This is a genomic window from Desulfobacter postgatei 2ac9, from assembly GCF_000233695.2.
Lineage (GTDB): Bacteria > Desulfobacterota > Desulfobacteria > Desulfobacterales > Desulfobacteraceae > Desulfobacter > Desulfobacter postgatei.
On record NZ_CM001488.1, the window covers coordinates 2,608,744 to 2,626,973 of the forward strand.

Annotated in this window: 16 protein-coding genes; 12 read left to right on the plus strand and 4 right to left on the minus strand. The window is 48.0% G+C overall.

All coding sequences use genetic code 11. The features are described 5' to 3' along the window. Positions 1-57: 57 nt before the first annotated feature. From DESPODRAFT_RS11900 to DESPODRAFT_RS21485, 3 genes are all read right to left on the minus strand, one after another. Positions 58-591 (minus strand): hypothetical protein, encoded by a 534-nt coding sequence (locus DESPODRAFT_RS11900; RefSeq protein WP_004073746.1) that lies wholly within the window; start codon positions 589-591, stop codon positions 58-60. A gap of 211 nt (positions 592-802) precedes the next feature. Beyond that, the gene (gene msrB / locus DESPODRAFT_RS11905; protein ID WP_004073747.1) at positions 803-1,936 is read right to left on the minus strand and encodes a peptide-methionine (R)-S-oxide reductase MsrB; all 1,134 of its coding nucleotides are present in this window, start codon (positions 1,934-1,936) and stop codon (positions 803-805) included. A 121-nt stretch (positions 1,937-2,057) separates the two neighbouring features. Continuing rightward, complete coding sequence (locus DESPODRAFT_RS21485; RefSeq protein ID WP_280985090.1) at positions 2,058-2,294, minus strand: M23 family metallopeptidase; 237 nt, start codon at positions 2,292-2,294, stop codon at positions 2,058-2,060. 381 nt (positions 2,295-2,675) lie between these two features. Here DESPODRAFT_RS21485 and DESPODRAFT_RS11915 point away from each other — a divergent pair, with 381 nt between their 5' ends. The 12 genes from DESPODRAFT_RS11915 to DESPODRAFT_RS11965 all read left to right on the plus strand — a co-directional run bounded on the left by DESPODRAFT_RS11915 (position 2,676) and on the right by DESPODRAFT_RS11965 (position 17,593). Next, positions 2,676-4,124 (plus strand): sigma-54 dependent transcriptional regulator, encoded by a 1,449-nt coding sequence (locus DESPODRAFT_RS11915; protein WP_004073748.1) that lies wholly within the window; start codon positions 2,676-2,678, stop codon positions 4,122-4,124. A gap of 330 nt (positions 4,125-4,454) precedes the next feature. Further along, positions 4,455-4,886: an arsenate reductase ArsC gene (locus DESPODRAFT_RS11920; RefSeq protein ID WP_004073749.1), complete on the plus strand. Its 432-nt coding sequence runs from the start codon at positions 4,455-4,457 to the stop codon at positions 4,884-4,886. A 76-nt stretch (positions 4,887-4,962) separates the two neighbouring features. Next, positions 4,963-7,155 (plus strand): polyphosphate kinase 1, encoded by a 2,193-nt coding sequence (gene ppk1 / locus DESPODRAFT_RS11925; RefSeq protein WP_004073750.1) that lies wholly within the window; start codon positions 4,963-4,965, stop codon positions 7,153-7,155. Positions 7,156-7,307: 152 nt separating this feature from the next. Then, positions 7,308-8,837 carry a ribosome biogenesis GTPase Der gene (gene der / locus DESPODRAFT_RS11930; protein WP_004073751.1) on the plus strand — a complete coding sequence of 510 codons (1,530 nt, stop codon included), beginning with the start codon at positions 7,308-7,310 and terminating at the stop codon, positions 8,835-8,837. After that, positions 8,837-10,165: a replication-associated recombination protein A gene (locus tag DESPODRAFT_RS11935; RefSeq protein WP_004073752.1), complete on the plus strand. Its 1,329-nt coding sequence runs from the start codon at positions 8,837-8,839 to the stop codon at positions 10,163-10,165. The genes der and DESPODRAFT_RS11935 overlap by 1 nt, the downstream gene beginning before the upstream one ends. 171 nt (positions 10,166-10,336) lie before the next feature. After that, on the plus strand, positions 10,337-10,492 hold the full coding sequence (locus DESPODRAFT_RS20380; RefSeq protein ID WP_004073753.1) for a hypothetical protein: 156 nt from the start codon (positions 10,337-10,339) through the stop codon (positions 10,490-10,492). A gap of 93 nt (positions 10,493-10,585) precedes the next feature. After that, complete coding sequence (locus DESPODRAFT_RS11940) at positions 10,586-11,677, plus strand: AI-2E family transporter (RefSeq protein WP_004073754.1); 1,092 nt, start codon at positions 10,586-10,588, stop codon at positions 11,675-11,677. A 114-nt stretch (positions 11,678-11,791) separates the two neighbouring features. Beyond that, positions 11,792-14,344, plus strand: a complete 2,553-nt coding sequence (gene gyrA, locus DESPODRAFT_RS11945) for a DNA gyrase subunit A (RefSeq protein ID WP_004073755.1) — start codon at positions 11,792-11,794, stop codon at positions 14,342-14,344. After that, a complete protein-coding gene (radC, locus tag DESPODRAFT_RS11950) occupies positions 14,322-15,041 on the plus strand; it encodes a RadC family protein (RefSeq protein ID WP_004073756.1) in 720 nt (239 codons plus the stop codon). Before gyrA ends, radC begins: the two co-directional genes overlap by 23 nt. Continuing rightward, positions 15,038-15,310, plus strand: a complete 273-nt coding sequence (locus tag DESPODRAFT_RS11955) for a hypothetical protein (RefSeq protein WP_004073757.1) — start codon at positions 15,038-15,040, stop codon at positions 15,308-15,310. The genes radC and DESPODRAFT_RS11955 overlap by 4 nt, the downstream gene beginning before the upstream one ends. 26 nt (positions 15,311-15,336) lie before the next feature. Then, a complete protein-coding gene (locus DESPODRAFT_RS11960; RefSeq protein ID WP_004073759.1) occupies positions 15,337-16,512 on the plus strand; it encodes a phosphoglycerate kinase in 1,176 nt (391 codons plus the stop codon). Positions 16,513-16,537: 25 nt separating this feature from the next. Continuing rightward, positions 16,538-17,593, plus strand: a complete 1,056-nt coding sequence (locus DESPODRAFT_RS11965; protein ID WP_004073761.1) for a hypothetical protein — start codon at positions 16,538-16,540, stop codon at positions 17,591-17,593. Positions 17,594-17,600: 7 nt separating this feature from the next. On the opposite strand, the gene DESPODRAFT_RS11970 is transcribed toward DESPODRAFT_RS11965, so the two are convergent. Then, positions 17,601-18,059: an N-acetyltransferase gene (locus tag DESPODRAFT_RS11970; protein WP_004073763.1), complete on the minus strand. Its 459-nt coding sequence runs from the start codon at positions 18,057-18,059 to the stop codon at positions 17,601-17,603. Between the last annotated feature and the right edge of the window lie 171 nt (positions 18,060-18,230).

Consider the following 18,230-nt stretch of genomic DNA (forward strand, 5'->3'; position numbering starts at 1 on the left):
AAACCATTAAGACTTTTATGGGTTGTTTCATATTATATTGCTCCTATTTAAATTTTTTTACACACGGCCTGTGACTGCTCTTATGGCCGAATAAATCAGGCACCACTGGACAGGCACAGATATCAACAGGACGCTAATCGCCCGGGCTTTGGACAGACCGCAGCTTTGTCTGAATCCCGTATAAACCAACCAATATTTCCACGGCTCCGTAAACCAGAGCATGAAGGGCAGCCATGAGATGAGCATGGTGATCCCGGATGCATAGGCATAAAGCCCGAACACCAGGGAAAAGCCCCGGCTTTTACCGCTCATCATCACCATGGTGCAAAAGCCCGTGACTGAGCTGATGAGCACCATGCCTGCCGCATTGATAAAATAGATCAATGCCATGACCGCAGGAGATTGGGGGCCTGGACCTGTAAGAACTCCTGCACCGGCATAAAATCCGGCACACAGGGCTGTAAACCCCAAGGCCCGGCCCAGGGTGTGGACCGCAGGCAGATCTGCAAAAAACAGGACCGGTTCGATGAGAAGCCGGATTACACCCTGGCTGTAAAATTTCAATGCCGAAAGTGCCCCTGGTGTATTCAAGATTTTCCCCTTTGTTGGTTGTTGAAAAAAAGGTTCTCTTGTCTGGAACTACATGTAGCAACTATGATGCCGGATAAAAACCAGGGCTAAAAAAAATTTAATATATTGAAATTAAAAATGATATTTGTTTTGTTATCAGCGCCCCGGCGAAAGTTTAAGTTTAAGTTTGTCGATAGGTTTTTCAATCTGTAAAAAAGGTTGACATATAGAATTATTGTTCAAATAGCTTTGTGTATGGAGTATAACCTTCTTTTTCAAGGTCTTCTTTCGGGATAAAGCGAAGTGCCGCTGAGTTAATACAGTATCGAAGACCTGTCGGCGCCGGGCCATCATCAAAAACGTGACCGAGATGGGAGTCGCCGTTTTTGCTTCTGACTTCGGTTCGGGTCACAAATAAACTCCGGTCGGATTTTTCCACAATATGCTCCGATTCCAAAGGCCTGGTAAAGCTTGGCCAACCTGTCCCGGAATCAAATTTGTCCAGAGAGCTGAAAAGCGGCTCTCCGGATACAATATCCACGTAGATGCCTTCTTTTTTGTTATCCCAGTATTCATTATTGAATGGGGGTTCTGTGCCCTCGTTCTGGGTAACATCATATTGAAGCGGGGTCAGTTTTTTTTTGATATCGGGTGCCTCTGGTTTAGACCATGCCGATGTTTTTGGAAGTGTACATACTTTGTGGCGGTCCGGTGCAGAATCGGGCAGATTTCCCCAGGCTTTTTTCAGAAACTGGTCACGTCCGGAACCCAGTCGGTAAAATTTGTAATGGCTGGGATTTTTTTTTGCGTAATTCTGGTGATATTCTTCAGCCGCGAAAAATTTTTTAAACGGGGTGATTGATGTGACAACCGGTTTTTGAAAAACGCCTGAAGCGTCCAGCGCCTTCCTGGATGCCAGGGCTTTTACTTTCTGGGATTCTGTGTGATAAAAAATTTCAGAGCGGTACTGGTCGCCACGATCTACAAACTGACCATCGGCATCTGTTGGATTGATATGTCGCCAGAAAATATCTAAAAGCTGTTCATAGCTGACCTGTTCAGGATCAAACTGCACCTGGATCGCTTCTGCGTGGCCGGTGGTTCCCGACGACACAGAATAATAGTCCGGCTGCATGTCATGTCCGCCGGTATATCCGGATGTAACTTTTATAACACCGGGCACTTTTTCAAAGTCTGTTTCCGTACACCAGAAACATCCGCCGGCAAATGTCGCCAGTTCCAGGTGCTTATTTTCAGTTGTTTTCATTTTTTTAACCTCCATATCCGGGTTTGGGGAAAAGAGTTCAGAGCTGAAAAACAAAATGAGTGATACCAGTGATATGATTATGATAAAAACGTATTTCATATTGATTCTCCTTTTTTTTCTGGTATCTTGTCTGTCGATTCTACCAAACATAATCACGAATGAATCATAAAAAAAGGACGGAGCAAAAAAAGAGCGCGAATCGCATCTTCCCAAACGCGTCTCACCGGATCAATTGGCCGCTTGTCTGCTCAAACAGGGGCATCGGATCCACCAACTGGCCCTGCACAGATATAGACAGATGCAGGTGAGGCCCCGTGTCTCGGCCCGTAGAGCCGGATCGACCGATAATCTCTCCCCTTTTTACAATATTCCCCTGAATAACGTCAAATTTATTCAGATGAAAGTACAAGGAGATGACGCCGTTACCATGGTGTTCTTTCCGCTTTGATTCGCTCAAGTTCAACAGCGGGAGGGGTCACCATCTTTGACGGAAGGTTCAGCTCCTGGCGGGGATATGTTCCGGCAACGATAAGTATCCACCGTTGCCGGACCGTTTCTTTTTCTCCTGCCCAGGCCCGGATCAGAAGTTTTTAGCGACCTGGCTGGGTGGTAAGAATATCTGTACCCAACTTTATCATAAATAGCTGTTGCGATTATGGCAAGTCTTGGATGGTTTTCTCTAAGAGAGCATTCAACATAATATGCGAGGCTTATCATCAATCACCCGGGAGGTTACAAATATATAAAAAGCATTGCGTTTTTCATTGGGATTTTTTAATAAGAATTTAAAGTTCCTTTTTTAGCCGGTCGCGTTGGGGAGATCTCAGGCCGAAATAGTGTGACAATAGATAAAGGCATAACAACGTTTTTGAAAAAACTTCATTTTATCCTCAAGCAGACAGATGCCTTAAAAGGCATCCAAGACAACCTGTCATCTGTTTATCATATTGATTCCAACCGGCAATTGAGTGCGGCTCTTCAGGTTTTCCGCCGCAGTCGGCCCGAGTTTGTATTTGTAGATATTGAAATCCTTCAGCAGGCTGCTGCCGAAAGCAACTACAAGGCGGTTTTCCAAACCATCAGTCTGATTTGCCCGAATATCAGTATTATTGTCATGGCCACCCCAAAATTGCTGCCGGAGGCCGTAAAAATTGTTCATGAAGGTGCAGCATCCTATCTGACCTATCCCCTGGTGCCTGATGAACTCCGGCTGGTGATCAACAGCATCATTGAACAGACTCGGGCGGAATCGGAACTGGATTATCTCAGGGAGCAGGTCTGGCAGGAGGACGAGTTTGAACTGCTCCATACCAAAAGTGCGGCCATGAAAACAGTGTTTGAAAACATCCGGGCTGTGGCTGCCACCAAGAGTACCGTGCTTTTAACCGGTGAAACCGGCAGCGGCAAAGGGTTTACGGCCCGACTTATTCACAGGCTTTCTTTAAGAAAAAACGAGCGGTTTATTGAGGTCCACTGCGGGGCGATTCCGGATACTTTGGTAGAAAGCGAAATGTTCGGCCATGAAAAAGGCGCGTTCACAGGTGCTATTAAGCGTAAACTGGGTAAATTTGAGATTGCCAGAAACGGTACCATTTTTCTGGATGAAATCGGCACCATTACCCCGCCGGCACAGATCAAGCTCCTCCAGGTCATCCAGGATGGTGTCTTTCACCGGGTGGGCGGAGAAGAGGATATTCAGTCTGATGTGCGCATCATTGCCGCGACCAATATTGATTTAAAGCAGCTGCGCGATGACAAGCTTTTTCGTTCGGACCTGTATTACCGCCTGAATGTATTTCCTGTGGAACTGCCGCCTCTCAAGGAAAGAAAAGAGGATATCCCACAACTGGCGGAACTTTTCCTGGCAAAACTCAACACCTTTCATTCCAAGGATATTGCAGAGGTGCACCCCAAGGTTCTTGAGGCTTTTTTAGCCTATTCATGGCCAGGTAATATCAGGGAACTGGAAAACATCCTGGAACGGGCTTATATTTTAGAACAAACATCCATCCTCAGGCCGCAAAATTTCCCGGTGGAGCTGTTTACATATCCGCCTAAGCCTATGCCCGGTACTATTAACCATAATTTAACCCTTTCCGAAGTCAGGAAGATTGAACTTGGCAGGATTGAACATAATTATCTGGACCTGCTCTTAACAACATGCAATGGGAAAATAAATGCCACAGCTGCCGCTGCGGGTATCACTACCCGACAGCTCCATAAATTGATGAAAAAGCACGCCTTGTTCAAGGAAAATTATAAAAACACAGGGGAACCCCGGGGATAAAGAAAGTCGTAAAGCCACCGCCCAAAGAGAGGCGCGATGGTAAATTGATTCCTTTTCCTAAAATATTTGAAATTACCGATCATTGAAGTTTTCCAATAATTATGAGAAATGAATTTTTAGATATGCAGGGTAGGTCGCTAATACAATTCTTATAATATTAGTTTATATTTGCCTCAGGTTATTGATTTCGTTTGGGGCGTCTAAAAGTGCCATTTGGGCTTGCGCCATTTTGTGTTTTTTTTATATATGACTGAAAAGCTTTCCAATAAAGTATTTCAGTCAATTTCTCCCAGGGCGCTGTCCTGGCAATAATTTTTTTGGAAACTTATAATGGATATCAAGATGAAAAAAAGTGTTTTATTTGTTTGCAGTCATAATTCGGCCAGAAGTCAGATGGCAGAAGCTTATTTGAAAAAAGCAGGTTCAAAAAAATTTGAGGTGTTCAGCGCTGGTCTTGAGCCTGGAAACCTTAACGCTGTAGTTGTTGAAGCAATGAAACAGGATGGTATTGATATTTCAGGAAACCGGACCAAATCGGTTAACGAATTTCTGGATGCCGGCGTAGAATTTGATTATGTAATCACCGTATGTGATGAATCATCCGCAGAGCAATGCCCTGTCTTTCCTGGAAAGGGAGAACGAATGCACTGGGGCTTTGAAGATCCATCGGCGCTTGAAGGGACTTTTGATGAAAAAATCATAAGGGTAAAACAGATCCGGGATCAAATCCGATCCCGGATCGATAGCTGGCTTGAAGAATGAGTATTTATAACAGCAGTATTTTAACACATTAGACATAGACATTTTGTAACGTTGTAAAAACAATTCGGAGTGAATCATGTCTTTCGATGAACAGAATAATGCCATAGAACGTGAACCGATTTCAGCGAAACAACAACTTTCCACGCAGTTTGACCTGGATTCTTCGGAATGGTTCCTGAACAGGGAGCTGACCTGGCTGGAATTCAACCGCAGGGTCCTTCATGAAGGACAGGATTCACGTACCCCCCTTCTGGAACGGGTCTTCTTTCTCTCAGTCGTTGGCTCGAATCTTGATGAGTTTTTCATGAAACGTATCGGTGGACTCAAACAACTGGTAGGGGCCGGGGTCAAAAAATTGAGTGTCGACGGGCGGACACCGCAGGAGCAGATTTATGACTGCCATATTGTTGTTCAGGACATCTTAAAACAAAACCAGATGTTGGAAAAGGAGTTAAAGACACGGCTGGCTGAAGCGGGTATTGTTCTTATGGGCTACGACCAATTGACAAAAGAGCAGAAGACATTTGCCAACAATTTTTTTTCCGATAATGTATACCCACTCCTGACGCCCCAAGGAATGGATCCGGCACATCCCTTTCCTTTTATCTCCAACCTATCATTGAACCTTCTTGTCAAGGTAAGCTATCCCAATACGGAGCACGCGTATCTGAACAGAATCAAGGTTCCGGTCGACTCCGGGGTATCTTCGCGATTTATAAAGATTGGTGAAGAGGATTTATATGTGCCGATAGAGGATGTTATCGCCAACAACCTTGACTTGCTTTTCCCAGGTATGGTTATTGAATCATGCGATTTTTTCCGGGTAACCCGGAATGCCATTACTGAACGCGACCAGGAACAGGCTAACGACCTTCTGTCTATGATCGAATCGGCCCTCCGTGACAGAAAGTTTGCTGAGATCGTCCGGCTTGAGGTGAATCCGGATATGAGCATGCCTCTGCGAGGACTGCTGGCTGCAGAACTCAACATCAATGAAGAAAAGGATGTTTTCGAAGTTGAGGGAATCATCGCTAAGAGGCACCTGATGCAAATTGCCGAACTTGATCGGCAGGATTTGCGCTTTCCGCCTCATCAACCCGTGGATCATCCGGAACTGGCTGGAGATGATCCTAATATCTTTCATATCATAAAACAAAGGGGTTCCATTCTTCTGCAGCACCCATACGAATCGTTTGATACCTCAGTGGAACGGTTTATAAAAGAGGCCAGTCGGGATCCCAAAGTTTTAGCCATTAAGATGACGCTTTACCGGACAGCCAAGCAATCCAGAGTCATGCAGTACCTGATTGATGCAGCCCAGAACGGTAAGCAGGTCGCCGTGGTTGTGGAGCTGAAGGCTCGTTTCGATGAGTCGGCCAACATCCTCTGGGCCAGATCTTTGGAAGAGGTGGGTATCCATGTGACCTATGGGGTTGTTGACTTGAAAACCCACTCAAAAGTTATCTTTGTGGTACGCAAGGATTTTGACGGCTTGCATCGCTACGCCCATATCGGAACCGGCAACTATCATGCCGGTACTGCCCGGGGATACAGCGACCTTGGTCTCCTTACCTGTGATGCAGTCATTGGTTCCGATCTCACGGAGTTGTTTAATTATCTGACTACCGGATACACGCTTGCCCGTAAGTACAAGAAGCTTTTGCCTTGCCCCAATTTTTTGAAAAAAAAATTGCTGGAAAAGATTGACCGGGAGAGTAAGTTGCAAGCTGAAGGGAAGGCGGGACTAATCCAGTTAAAAACAAATGCCCTTGAAGACAAAGAAATTACAATTGCATTGTACAAGGCCTCTCAGGCCGGTGTTCACATTGATCTCATCGTCCGTGATTCCTGTCGGTTGCGGCCGGGCATTCCAGGACTCTCTGAGAATGTGCGGGTTATTTCCATCGTCGGCCGGTTTCTGGAACACTCAAGAGTGTTTTATTTTCGCAATGACGGTAAGGAAGAATACTTTATATCTTCGGCCGATCTGATGAAACGAAATCTCGAGAGTCGAGTCGAGGTCTGCACGCCTGTCGAATCTCCTCGCCTGCAGGCCTTATTGCGGGAGATGCTTGATATCCAGTTGAACGACAGGCACAGTTGCTGGGAGATGCAAAGTGACGGTAGCTATGTCCAACTGCAGGCGCAACAGGGTGAAGATGCGCGAAGTTCTTTTGAACTCCTCATTAAAAATGCGGAAAAGAGGCTGAAAACAACACACCGGATGCTACTGAAGAAAGGGAAGGCTGCGTCAAAAAAGAAGAAATAAACTTGATATATGAAATAGGAATTCGGGAGGAGTCCTGCAATTATCGGCCATGGGTGCGGCAGCCTGATAATAATATCGTAAGGTAGTTTTTTTTCTCAAAATATCCTATAATTATATATTTTTAATCTTTTTTTTGTCCGGGAGAAATAAATATGAAAGCGGTTGTGGCCCTTGTCGGCCGCCCCAATGTTGGAAAATCTACACTGTTCAACAGGATTACAAAATCCCGCCAGGCCCTGGTGGATGATATGCCAGGTGTGACGCGGGACCGGCACTATGCCGATGCACAGTGGGATGATAAAGCCTTTACGCTGGTGGATACCGGCGGTTTTTTAAGTGCGGATGATGACTATTTTGCATCCCAGATCAAAGAGCAGCTGTCGCGGGCCGTTGAGGAGGCCGATATCCTGGTGTTTATTCTGGATGGTCGGGCAGGTCTTTCTCCCTATGACCGGGATCTTGCCGATTTTTTACGTCGCACCGAAAAACCGGTCTTTTATCTGATTAATAAGGTTGAAAGCCTGCACCGACAGGAAGAGGAGCTTGGAGAGTTTTACACCCTGGGGATGGACCGGTTTTACAAGGTATCAGCTGAACACGGTCTGGGGGTAGGGGATTTCCTTTCAGATCTGGTTGCCCTGCTGCCCAATGCTCCGGTCATAGAGGAATCGGGCGAATCGGGCGAATCGGGCGAATCGGGCGAATCGGGCGAATCGGACGAATCGGACGAGCCGGGAGAAGATGATGTCGACGGTCCCATCCGTATTGCCATTATCGGGCGTCCCAACGTGGGGAAATCCTCCCTTGCCAATCGGCTTTTCGGAGAACAGCGTATGCTGGTTGACGATAAGGCCGGCACCACAAGGGATGCCATTGAATTGTCCGTGAAACGCAACGGGCGGGAATTTATCCTTAAAGATACTGCGGGCATCCGCCGTAAAGGCAAAGTTACGAATAAACTTGAAAAAATTTCGATTCTTAAAGCCCTGGACAGTATGGAAGACTGTGATGTGGCCTTAATCGTCATCGACTGTTCCGAAGGAATTACCGACCAGGACATCACCATTGCAGGCTATGCCGAAAAAAGAGGATGCGGGGCTGTTTTCCTGCTCAATAAATGGGATCTTGTGGATAAATCCGAAAAAGGGCAGCAGGCGTTTATCAAAGAGTTGCGCCGGAAAGCAAGGTTTCTTTCCTTTGCGCCTGCCGTTACCATTTCAGCCAAAACCGGCCAGAGCTGCCACAAGATTTTTGATGAAGTGGAAAAGGTCTATACGGAATACTGCCACAGAATCAATACAGGCATGGTCAATCGGATTATTGAGGATGCCGTGTCCCGGGAGGAGCCTTCCCTTCATCAGGGCCGGCGCCTCAAGTTTTTTTACGCATCCCAGGTGGCTGTAAAACCCCCCTGTTTTGTCTGCTTTGTCAATTATCCCGATGCAGTGCACTTCTCTTATAAGCGTTATTTGGTCAACCAGCTGCGCCAGATGATCCCTTTGACCTTGACACCTGTTACGCTTTATTTCAGGGAAAAAACCGGTAAAATTGAATTTTCCGGCAACACAAAGGAGTTCAGGCGAATCCAGGAGAAGAAAAAGAAGGTCATGACAAAACGGGAGAAGCAGCGCAAGGAGCAAAGCCGCAAAAAACGCGAACGGGATCAGAAGAACACATTGTAATGGATCTTTTTGATCATACCGCCGGTCAGGATATGGCGGGGGCTGCACCATTGGCCGAACGTATGCGGCCCCGGCGACTGGAAGATGTTGTGGGGCAGGAGCATATCACGTCCAATGGCAGCCTGCTTGAACGCGCCGTGTTCGAAGATCGGGTTTTTTCCATGATTCTGTGGGGACCGCCGGGGTGTGGTAAAACCTCCCTGGCCAATGTTATCGCGGCCCAGACCAAAAACCAATGGGTCAAAATTTCTGCGGTGTTGTCGGGCGTCAGGGAGGTCCGGCAGATCATTGAGGCGGCACAGGAGAGAAGACGGCTTCACAACCGGCGGACTCTCTTGTTTGTGGACGAGATCCATAGGTTTAACAAATCCCAGCAGGATGCCTTTCTTTTCCATGTGGAAAACGGATTGATCACCCTGATCGGGGCCACCACGGAAAACCCTTCCTTTGAAGTCAATCCCGCCCTGGTATCCAGATGCCGGGTTTTTTCCCTGAACAGCCTGTCCCAGGATGCTATTGTACGGATTTTGAACCGGGCTTTAATCGATAAAGTCAAGGGGCTTGGGCTGTCATCAGATATATTTTCCAAAGAGGCTGTTGAACACATCGCCGCCGCATCTGATGGAGATGCAAGGGCGGCACTGACAAACCTTGAGGCCTGTGCGTTGAACCGCAGGGACGGCAAAACGCTGGATGTGGACGATGTCAGGGGCGTGGTGGCCCAAAAACTTTTACGCCATGACAAGGCAGGGGAAGAGCACTTTAACCTGATCTCCGCCTTTATCAAAAGTGTGCGGGGCAGTGATCCGGACGCGGCCATGTACTGGCTTGAGCGGATGCTGGCTGCGGGAGATGACCCCATTTATATATTACGACGGATGATTCGCCTTGCCACCGAGGATATCGGCCTTGCCGATCCCGGGGCGTTGACCATGGCCATGAATGCGGATGCCTCATTCAGGCGCTTGGGCCGCCCCGAAGGGGACGGTTCTTTGTACCAGGCCGCTGTGTATTTGGCGACAGCGCCAAAAAGTAATGCCGTGTATGCGGCCCAGAAACAGGTTCAGGAGGCCGTGAAAAAATATGGGTCTCTGCCCGTGCCCATGCATATCCGAAATGCGCCCACCGGATTAATGAAACAGATGGGTTACGGCAACGGTTACAAGTACGCCCATGATTACACGCATGGGTATGCATCCCAGTCTTATTTGCCGGAATCCCTTGAAGGCAGACGATTCTACCATCCCACCGCCAGGGGGTATGAAAAAACAGTAAAGCAGCGCCTTGAGGCATGGCTGGATCTGAAAAAGAACACGATAAACACCTGATGGCGTTTTTCCCTGCAACCCTGAAAGATCAGGAAATGATTATTGAACGGTAGATTGTTGGGATTTTCCGCCATGTTCTCCTTTACTTCAGGCCCTTAAAATGTTAAACAGACAAATTAATATTGCCGGTATAACTGATTGAAATTGAATTGAAAAAAGAGGTGTAAAACCATGGATATTCCACGCAAACTTGGGGTATTGATATTCACGGCCGTACCTGCCATCGTAGGCGGCGGAATTGTATACCATTTATTTGGAAGTTTTACCCAGGTGATTATCTGGGAAGTGTTGCTGGTGCTGGCTGCCCTGGGATTTATAAGCAGTTAACGCCGGGCATTTCGTACATTAAAGGCAAAGCCGCACCTGTGCAGAAAATTTTCTGCATGATGCGGCTTTACCTCATTCTTTAGGCAGGTATATTTGGAGCAGAATATTTTTCATCGGGCAGTGTTCTTTTTTTTTCTGACTCTGTTTTGCATATCCATTTTTCTCGTGGGAAAAGTGATTGCCCCGTTTTTTGCAAGCCTGCTTCTTGGCATCGTCATTGCCGGTATTTTCAGCCCTGTATTTAAAAAACTGCATAGATTTATGCCTGCACGGCCAGCTTCGGTTCTCACCTGTCTGGCTGTTTTTTTCATAGTCTTTATTCCGGTAGTCTTTTTTGTGGGCATTCTTTCCAGGGAAGCTTTGGGGCTTTACACCCTGGCAAAGGATGCCGTGTTTTCCAAAAATCTGATTGATTTTTTGGAAAGCACCCGGGCCCTTGAGCGGATCAACGAATTTCTAATCAGGGCCAATATTCACACCCATATCACCTGGCGTGAGTTGATCGACCCTTTGACTGAAGTTGGAAAAAACTTAGGCTTTTCACTGTTCCAACAGGCCAGGTTTCTGACCTCCAACCTGCTGAATTTGGTGTTTTACTTTTTTTTGATGCTCATTGTGGTTTTCTACATGTTCATGGATGGCGAACGCTTCATACAGTACATGTATGACTTGTCTCCGCTCAAGGACGAGCATGACCGCAAGCTTTTCGAAAAGTTCAACGGTATGGCCGGTGCCGTACTCATCGGCAACGGGCTGGGCGGATTGATTCAAGGGATTGCGGGCGGGGTGTTGTTCTGGTCTCTCGGGCTGAATTCTCCTTTTTTATGGGGCGTCATCATGGGGTTTCTGGCTTTTCTGCCCATTGTCGGCATTGGTGTGGTCATGCTGCCTGCGGCCTTGTTTTTCCTTTTGACAGGCAGTTTGGGTAAAGGCTTTTTCATTGCTGGATTTTATGCTGTTTTATCATGGGGTGTTGAGTACCTTTTTAAACCCAAGCTGGTGGGCGATCGGGTGGCCATGCACCCGCTGGTTGTGTTTTTTGCCATTATCGGCGGTTTGAACGTATACGGACTTTTAGGTATAATTTACGGGCCTTTGATCGCTACTTTGTTTTTGACCCTTTCCGATATTTATTTTTCCACGTTTCAGTCCATGGTGGAACCGGGCAAGGGGATGCTGGATTGATGGTCTGACCAATAATTTCACCAGGGTTATTCCCTTAATGCGCCTTGAACATATCTGAAGACGGCTTGAAGGGTTTTTCTCATAAGCAATTTAATCGGGAGCAGTTAATTTAGGATGATTCAAAACGAAAGTACCAGTATTGAGAAGGAGATGAGGCAGTCCTATCTCGAGTATGCCATGAGTGTCATTATCGGGCGGGCCCTGCCCGATGTGCGGGACGGGTTGAAACCGGTCCACCGGCGTGTGTTATACGCCATGCAGCAGTTGCATAATGACTGGAATAAACCCTATAAGAAATCTGCCCGTATCGTGGGTGATGTGATTGGTAAGTACCACCCCCACGGCGATTCTGCCGTGTATGACACCATTGTCCGCATGGCTCAGGACTTTTCCCTGCGTTATACCCTTGTGGACGGCCAGGGCAATTTCGGCTCCGTGGACGGCGACTCTCCGGCGGCCATGCGTTATACGGAAATCCGTATGCGCAAGCTCTCTCACCAGATGCTGGCCGATCTTGAGAAGGAGACCGTAGAGTTCACCCCCAACTATGATGAAACCCTGGAAGAACCCACGGTGCTCCCCACTAAATTTCCGGCCTTGCTGGTCAACGGCTCCTCCGGCATTGCCGTGGGCATGACCACAAATGTGCCGCCCCACAATATCAGTGAAGTTATTGAGGGGTTAAAGGCGCTGATTGATAACCCGGATATAGACACAAGGGCGCTAATGGCGCATATCCCGGGACCGGATTTTCCCACCTATGGTCATATTTACGGTACCAAGGGAATTTTTGAAGCCTATGACACCGGCCGGGGGATTATCACGCTGCGGGCCAAAGTCGAGGTGGAGGAGAACAAGAAAACCGGCCAGGAAACCATTGTGGTCACCGAGCTTCCCTACCAGGTGAACAAGGCCAAGTTGGTGGAAAAGATCGCCGAGCTGGTCCGGGATAAGGTGATTACCGGCGTCTCCTATGTTCGGGATGAATCCGACCGTGATGGCATGCGTATGGCTATTGGGCTTAAACGCGACCAGATCGCTGACGTGGTGATCAATCAGCTTTACAAGCACACCAATATGCAGACCAGCTTTGGCATCATCTTCCTGGCGGTGGTTAACAATCGGCCTGAGCTGCTCTCTCTTAAGGAAATCCTAAACCACTTTATTTCCCACCGGACCAATGTCATTATCCGGCGTACCCGCTATGATCTGCGTAAAGCACAAGAACGTGCCCATATTCTGGAAGGGTTGAAGATTGCTCTGGATAATTTGGATGAAGTCGTTGCCCTGATCCGGGCTTCCCGGTCACCGGAAGAGGCCAGGACCGGCTTGATAAACCGGTTTAACCTGACCGAGATTCAGGCCCAGGCCATTCTGGACATGCGGTTGCAACGCCTGACTGGGCTTGAACGGGAAAAGATTGAAACCGAATATCAGGCCCTGCTTAAGGATATTACCTGGTTCAAGGAGATTCTTGGCTCTGAAACCGTGGTCCGGGGGCTGATCAAGGATGAATTGGCCGAACTCAATGATGAGTTTGGGGATGGGCGCCGCACGCGTATCGTGGAGAGCACTGCTGAAATTTCGATTGAAGATCTTATTGCCGAAGAAGACATGGTGGTCACGGTGACCCGCAGCGGATACATCAAGCGTAATCCCATTACCCTTTATGCCAGCCAGCACCGGGGTGGGAAAGGCAAGACCGCCATGGGAACCAAATCCGACGATTTTGTCGAACATCTGTTTGTGGCCTCTACCCACGCCACTTTCCTGTTTATCACCAATTTCGGCAAGGTGTATCAGGCCAAGGTGTATGAATTGCCCATGGCAGGGCGCTCCTCACTTGGTAAAGCCATTGTGAACCTGCTTAATTTTGATGAGGGCGAAAAACTTGCCACTGTGCTCACCGTGGATGAATTTACAGAGAACCGGTACGTGGTCATGGCCACCAAAAAAGGCCGGGTCAAGAAGACCGAGTTGATGGCCTATTCACGTCCCCGGGCCGGGGGTCTTATCGGTGTGACGCTGGCTGACGGTGATGAACTCATTGCCGCACGCATCACTGATGGCAACCAGGAGATCTTTTTGGGGTCCGAAGGGGGTAAGGTAATCCGCTTCAATGAAGATGACGTCCGTGATATGGGCCGTGGCGCCATGGGTGTGCGGGGCATGCGCATAGACGAAGGTGCCCGGGTGGTGGGCATGGAGGTGCTGGGGGACGAAGAGACGCTTTTAACGGTTACGGAAAACGGTTATGGTAAGCGCTCTAAAATTGAGGAGTACAAAACCCAGGCCCGGGGGGGTAAAGGTGTTTTTTCCATCAAAACATCCAAGCGCAACGGTAAAATGATGGCCCTTGCGCTGGTGGGAGACAATGATGAGTTGATGATGATTACAGATAAAGGAAAACTGATCCGTACCGATATCTGCGGGATCAACGTGATTTCCAGAAATACTCAGGGGGTCCGACTCATTAACCTGGCCAAGGAAGAGACGCTTATCGGCATTGCACGGCTTCCTAAAGAGGATGGTCAACCTGATGATGGTGACGCATGTTTTCATCCGGATGGGGATGATGCCGACCTCTTGGATGAGCTGGAAACGGATATGTATCCGGAAGATTTTGATACGGATGACCCGATTGATGACCAGGGAGACGACGAATAAGGGTGCCGGACACCGGCGGCGCCTGAGGGAGCGCTTCCTCCAGGGGGGCCTGTCAGGGTTCCAGGACTATGAGGTCCTGGAACTGCTTTTGGCTCTGAACACCCCGCGAAAGGATACCAAACAGGCTGCCAAAGATCTTTTAGCAGAATTTAAAACCCTGCCCCGGGTGCTGGAGGCCGATACCCAGGCCCTTTGTCGGGTTAACGGGGTGGGGCCTGCCAACAGCTTCGGGATTCACCTGATCAAGGCTGTGGCAGACCGGTATCTTGAAACGCGCATACTCAAGATGGATGTGGTCAGTAATCCTGAAAGCCTTATCGCATATTTAAACCAGACTATTGGTTACAAAAACAAAGAACATTTTTTAGGGATATTCCTGGATGCCAAAAACAGGGTCTTGGCATCGGAAGTCCTTTTCACCGGAACCCTTTCAGCCTCGGCTGTATATCCACGGGAAGTCATTGCACGCAGCATTGCACACAATGCGGCATCAGTGGTTTTAGCGCATAATCATCCATCCGGGGATATTACCCCGTCAGCCCAGGATATCCGTATTACCCGGACCCTGTATGTTGCCCTGGCATTTGCCGGCATTCATATCCACGACCATCTTGTCACAGGCAGCCAGGGGTATTACAGTTTTGCGGCCCAGGGGGTAATGGCGCAATTCCAAAAGGAGTATGAACAGATTAAATGACGAGCAACGACGAGCTTCCTGACTGCTTTGGCGATCTTGAAAAAGTGTTTCCCATGGGGCCCAATGGGTTGCGGGAAACCCCGGAACAATGCTTTTACCATTGTCCTGTGAAAACCAATTGCCTTCAACAGGCCATGGCCACAAAGAACGGGATTCAGGTTGAAGAAGAGGTTATTGAACGTTCCAGCAAAGCCGGGGCCATCTCCTTTTTTGAACGCTGGTCCAGAAAGAAACAGGCGTACAGGCGTGGCCTGAAAATGAAGAAATAGTACTAAGCTTTTTATTAGGAGGAAACATGAAGTCGATTCGAGATATAGATGTAAACGGCAAGACCCTTTTTATCCGGGTGGACTACAACCTGCCCATGGACGACCATGGAAATATTACAGACGATAACCGGATCCGGGCCACCCTGGAACTGATTTCCTATTTGATTGAAAAAAAGGCTAAGCTGGTACTGGCCTCCCATCTGGGCCGTCCCAAAGGTGGGCGGGATGAAAAATTCAGCCTTAAGCCTGCAGCGGTCAGGTTGTCGGAGCTTTTAAGCATGCCGGTGGCATTTGCCGATGACTGCATTGGGGATGCGGTGAAAAAGCAGGTGGAATCCCTTGGCCCCGGCCAGATTCTCATGCTTGAAAATTTAAGATTTCACGATGAGGAGAAGAAAAACGATCCTGAATTTGCAAAGGCCCTTGCAGAGCTTTGCGACGTTTATGTGAACAATGCCTTTGCCGTCTCCCATCGGGACCAGGCATCGGTTACCGGTATTACCCGGTATGCGAAATCGTCTGCAGCCGGTTTTCTGCTTGAAAAAGAGGTTCGTTCATATTACGATTCTGTGCAAAATCCTAAGAAACCGCTCGTCGTTGTGATTGGCGGTGCAAAAGTTTCCAGCAAACTGGCTGCCCTTGAAAATATGCTCAAGTTTGTAGACTGCATGATTATCGGTGGTGCCATGGCCAATACCTTTCTTGCGGCAAAAGGCGTGGATACCAAGGGTTCCATGATTGAAGCGGACTTGATTCAGACCGCCTCGGATATCATGGACCATGCAAAGGAAAAAGGCATTGACTTGGCTTTACCCGTAGACCTGGTTGTTGCGGAGCGTTTTGACAAGGATGCCGAGTCTCGGATTGTTTCTTTGGATCAGATTCCGGATGGCTGGATGGCTCTGGATATTGGGCCTGAAAGTGCCAAAAGCTTTGCCAAGACCATTGCCAGGGCCGGTACCATTGTGTGGAACGGCCCCATGGGGGTGTTTGAAATGGAGCGATTCGCTGCAGGTACTCAGACCCTGGCGGATGCCATTGCCCAATCTTCTGCCTTTTCCGTCGTGGGTGGGGGGGATACGGGCCTTGCCGCCAAACAATGCGGGATCACGGAAAAAGTCAGCTACATCTCAACCGGAGGTGGGGCTTTTCTTCATATGATGGAAGGGAAAGTGCTACCAGGGGTGGCTGCCCTGGAATAGCTTAACTTGAAAGGATTAACCTGAGGTGAAGTTTTGCAAATTACGGCATGCTCTGAGCAGGGAAGACCGGCTGCGCCGCTCCTATTACCAGGTATTAAGGGATGAACTGGATCAGTTTGTCCTGGATTACTGCCTTGTGGGGTCCTACAATAATTTTTTAAAGCTTCGGACCCCTTATCCCTTTGTTGAGTTAAGGGAACTCAAACCCCGGGCGCGCATCCCTTCCGTGGAGTTTGAGGCACAAAATTCTTTTCTGATTATTTTCTGTGAAGAGTATATTGATAAAACGCACAAAAAGTATATCCGGTACTTTGACGTTAATAAAACCACGAAAACCAATCTGCTCCGGCTTAAAGATTTTCCTGACCTTGAAAATTATAACCGGAACATAAAATGTTTTGAGTCCGACGGTTTTTTTTCTCTTCTTAAAAACCTGTTGCCCGTGGATTATGCCATTTTAATCCAGCCCAACCACCGCTTAAAGACCCAATACGCCCTGACCCATTTTCACGTCAGGGTGGATTGGCCCATTGCAGATGCGTCAGAAAACCTTGCCAAATTTTTACGTTATATCTCCAAAGACCTTTACGAGAAAGGGGATTGTTACGCTGAAAATATGCAAAAAAAATTGTTTGAATATTATGGGGTACCTGTGTTGGCCGGTGGAAGACGGACAGCTGCCGTTGTCGCTGCCCAGTATTTCCGGCAGCTCGACTCAATTACTACGGTGTATGTTGGGTCCAGCGAATCCCGAAGCTTGCTTCGCCTTGATGAAAAAGGCGTGTCAAAGTCCGTTCTGGTGAAGCTTGAGGTTGACCAGGTCAAAGCCTTATCCCAGCAGGAGGGGCTTCCCCAGAGTACCTTTACCAATAATTATGTGGTGGCCCGCGAGGGAAAATTTTATATCTGTATTTTCAATGTCTGGTATGATTACACCAGTCATGCCCTGCCTTCGGAAGGCGGACGCCTTCGAGAACTGAATCCGGATAATAACTGGCTGACCGTGGCCGAAGAACAAATTCTTCCCAAACCGTCCGTATCAAAATACGCGCCCATTCCCTACAAGATGGTTTATGCCTAGACAATGACTATAATTTTTTGATCATTGCGATCTCATCACAATCGGGAAACTTGACACAGTCGAGGCATCCGGCCCATATTTTGACCATGGGCAGATTGTTTTTTTCAGTTATTTTAAATCCGAAACGGGCGAAAAAATTCGGGCGGTAGGTCATTGCAAATAATGTTTTCAATTTAAAATAGAAGGCTTCCTGGATACAGCGTTCTGTAAGGGCCGATCCAATCCCCTGGCCATGGTATTCCTCTTTTACTGCAACGGATCGGATTTCCGCGATATCTTCCCAACAAAAGGCTAGCGCTGCACAACCTGTTATTATGCCGGTATCTTCATCCTCATATACCCAGAAATCCCGTAAATGGTCGTAAAGGTTGCTTAAAGGCCGGCCTAAAAGCTCTCCTTTTTGGGCATAAAATTGAAGCAGGGCATGTATGGGGGCAACATCATGGATAAGGGCTTTTCTAATCATGGGTAAAATCCCTTTTTACAGGGCTCCTTAGGAGGGTAGCTGTGTTTAAAATTTGCTACGCTCTGATACGATTACTTTAAACCTGGATTCCCGGCATAAAATTTGCTTAGCCAACCCTTGCGCTCTGATACATAAAAATCTGCTGAGGCTTGGCCTCTGCAAACCCTGACC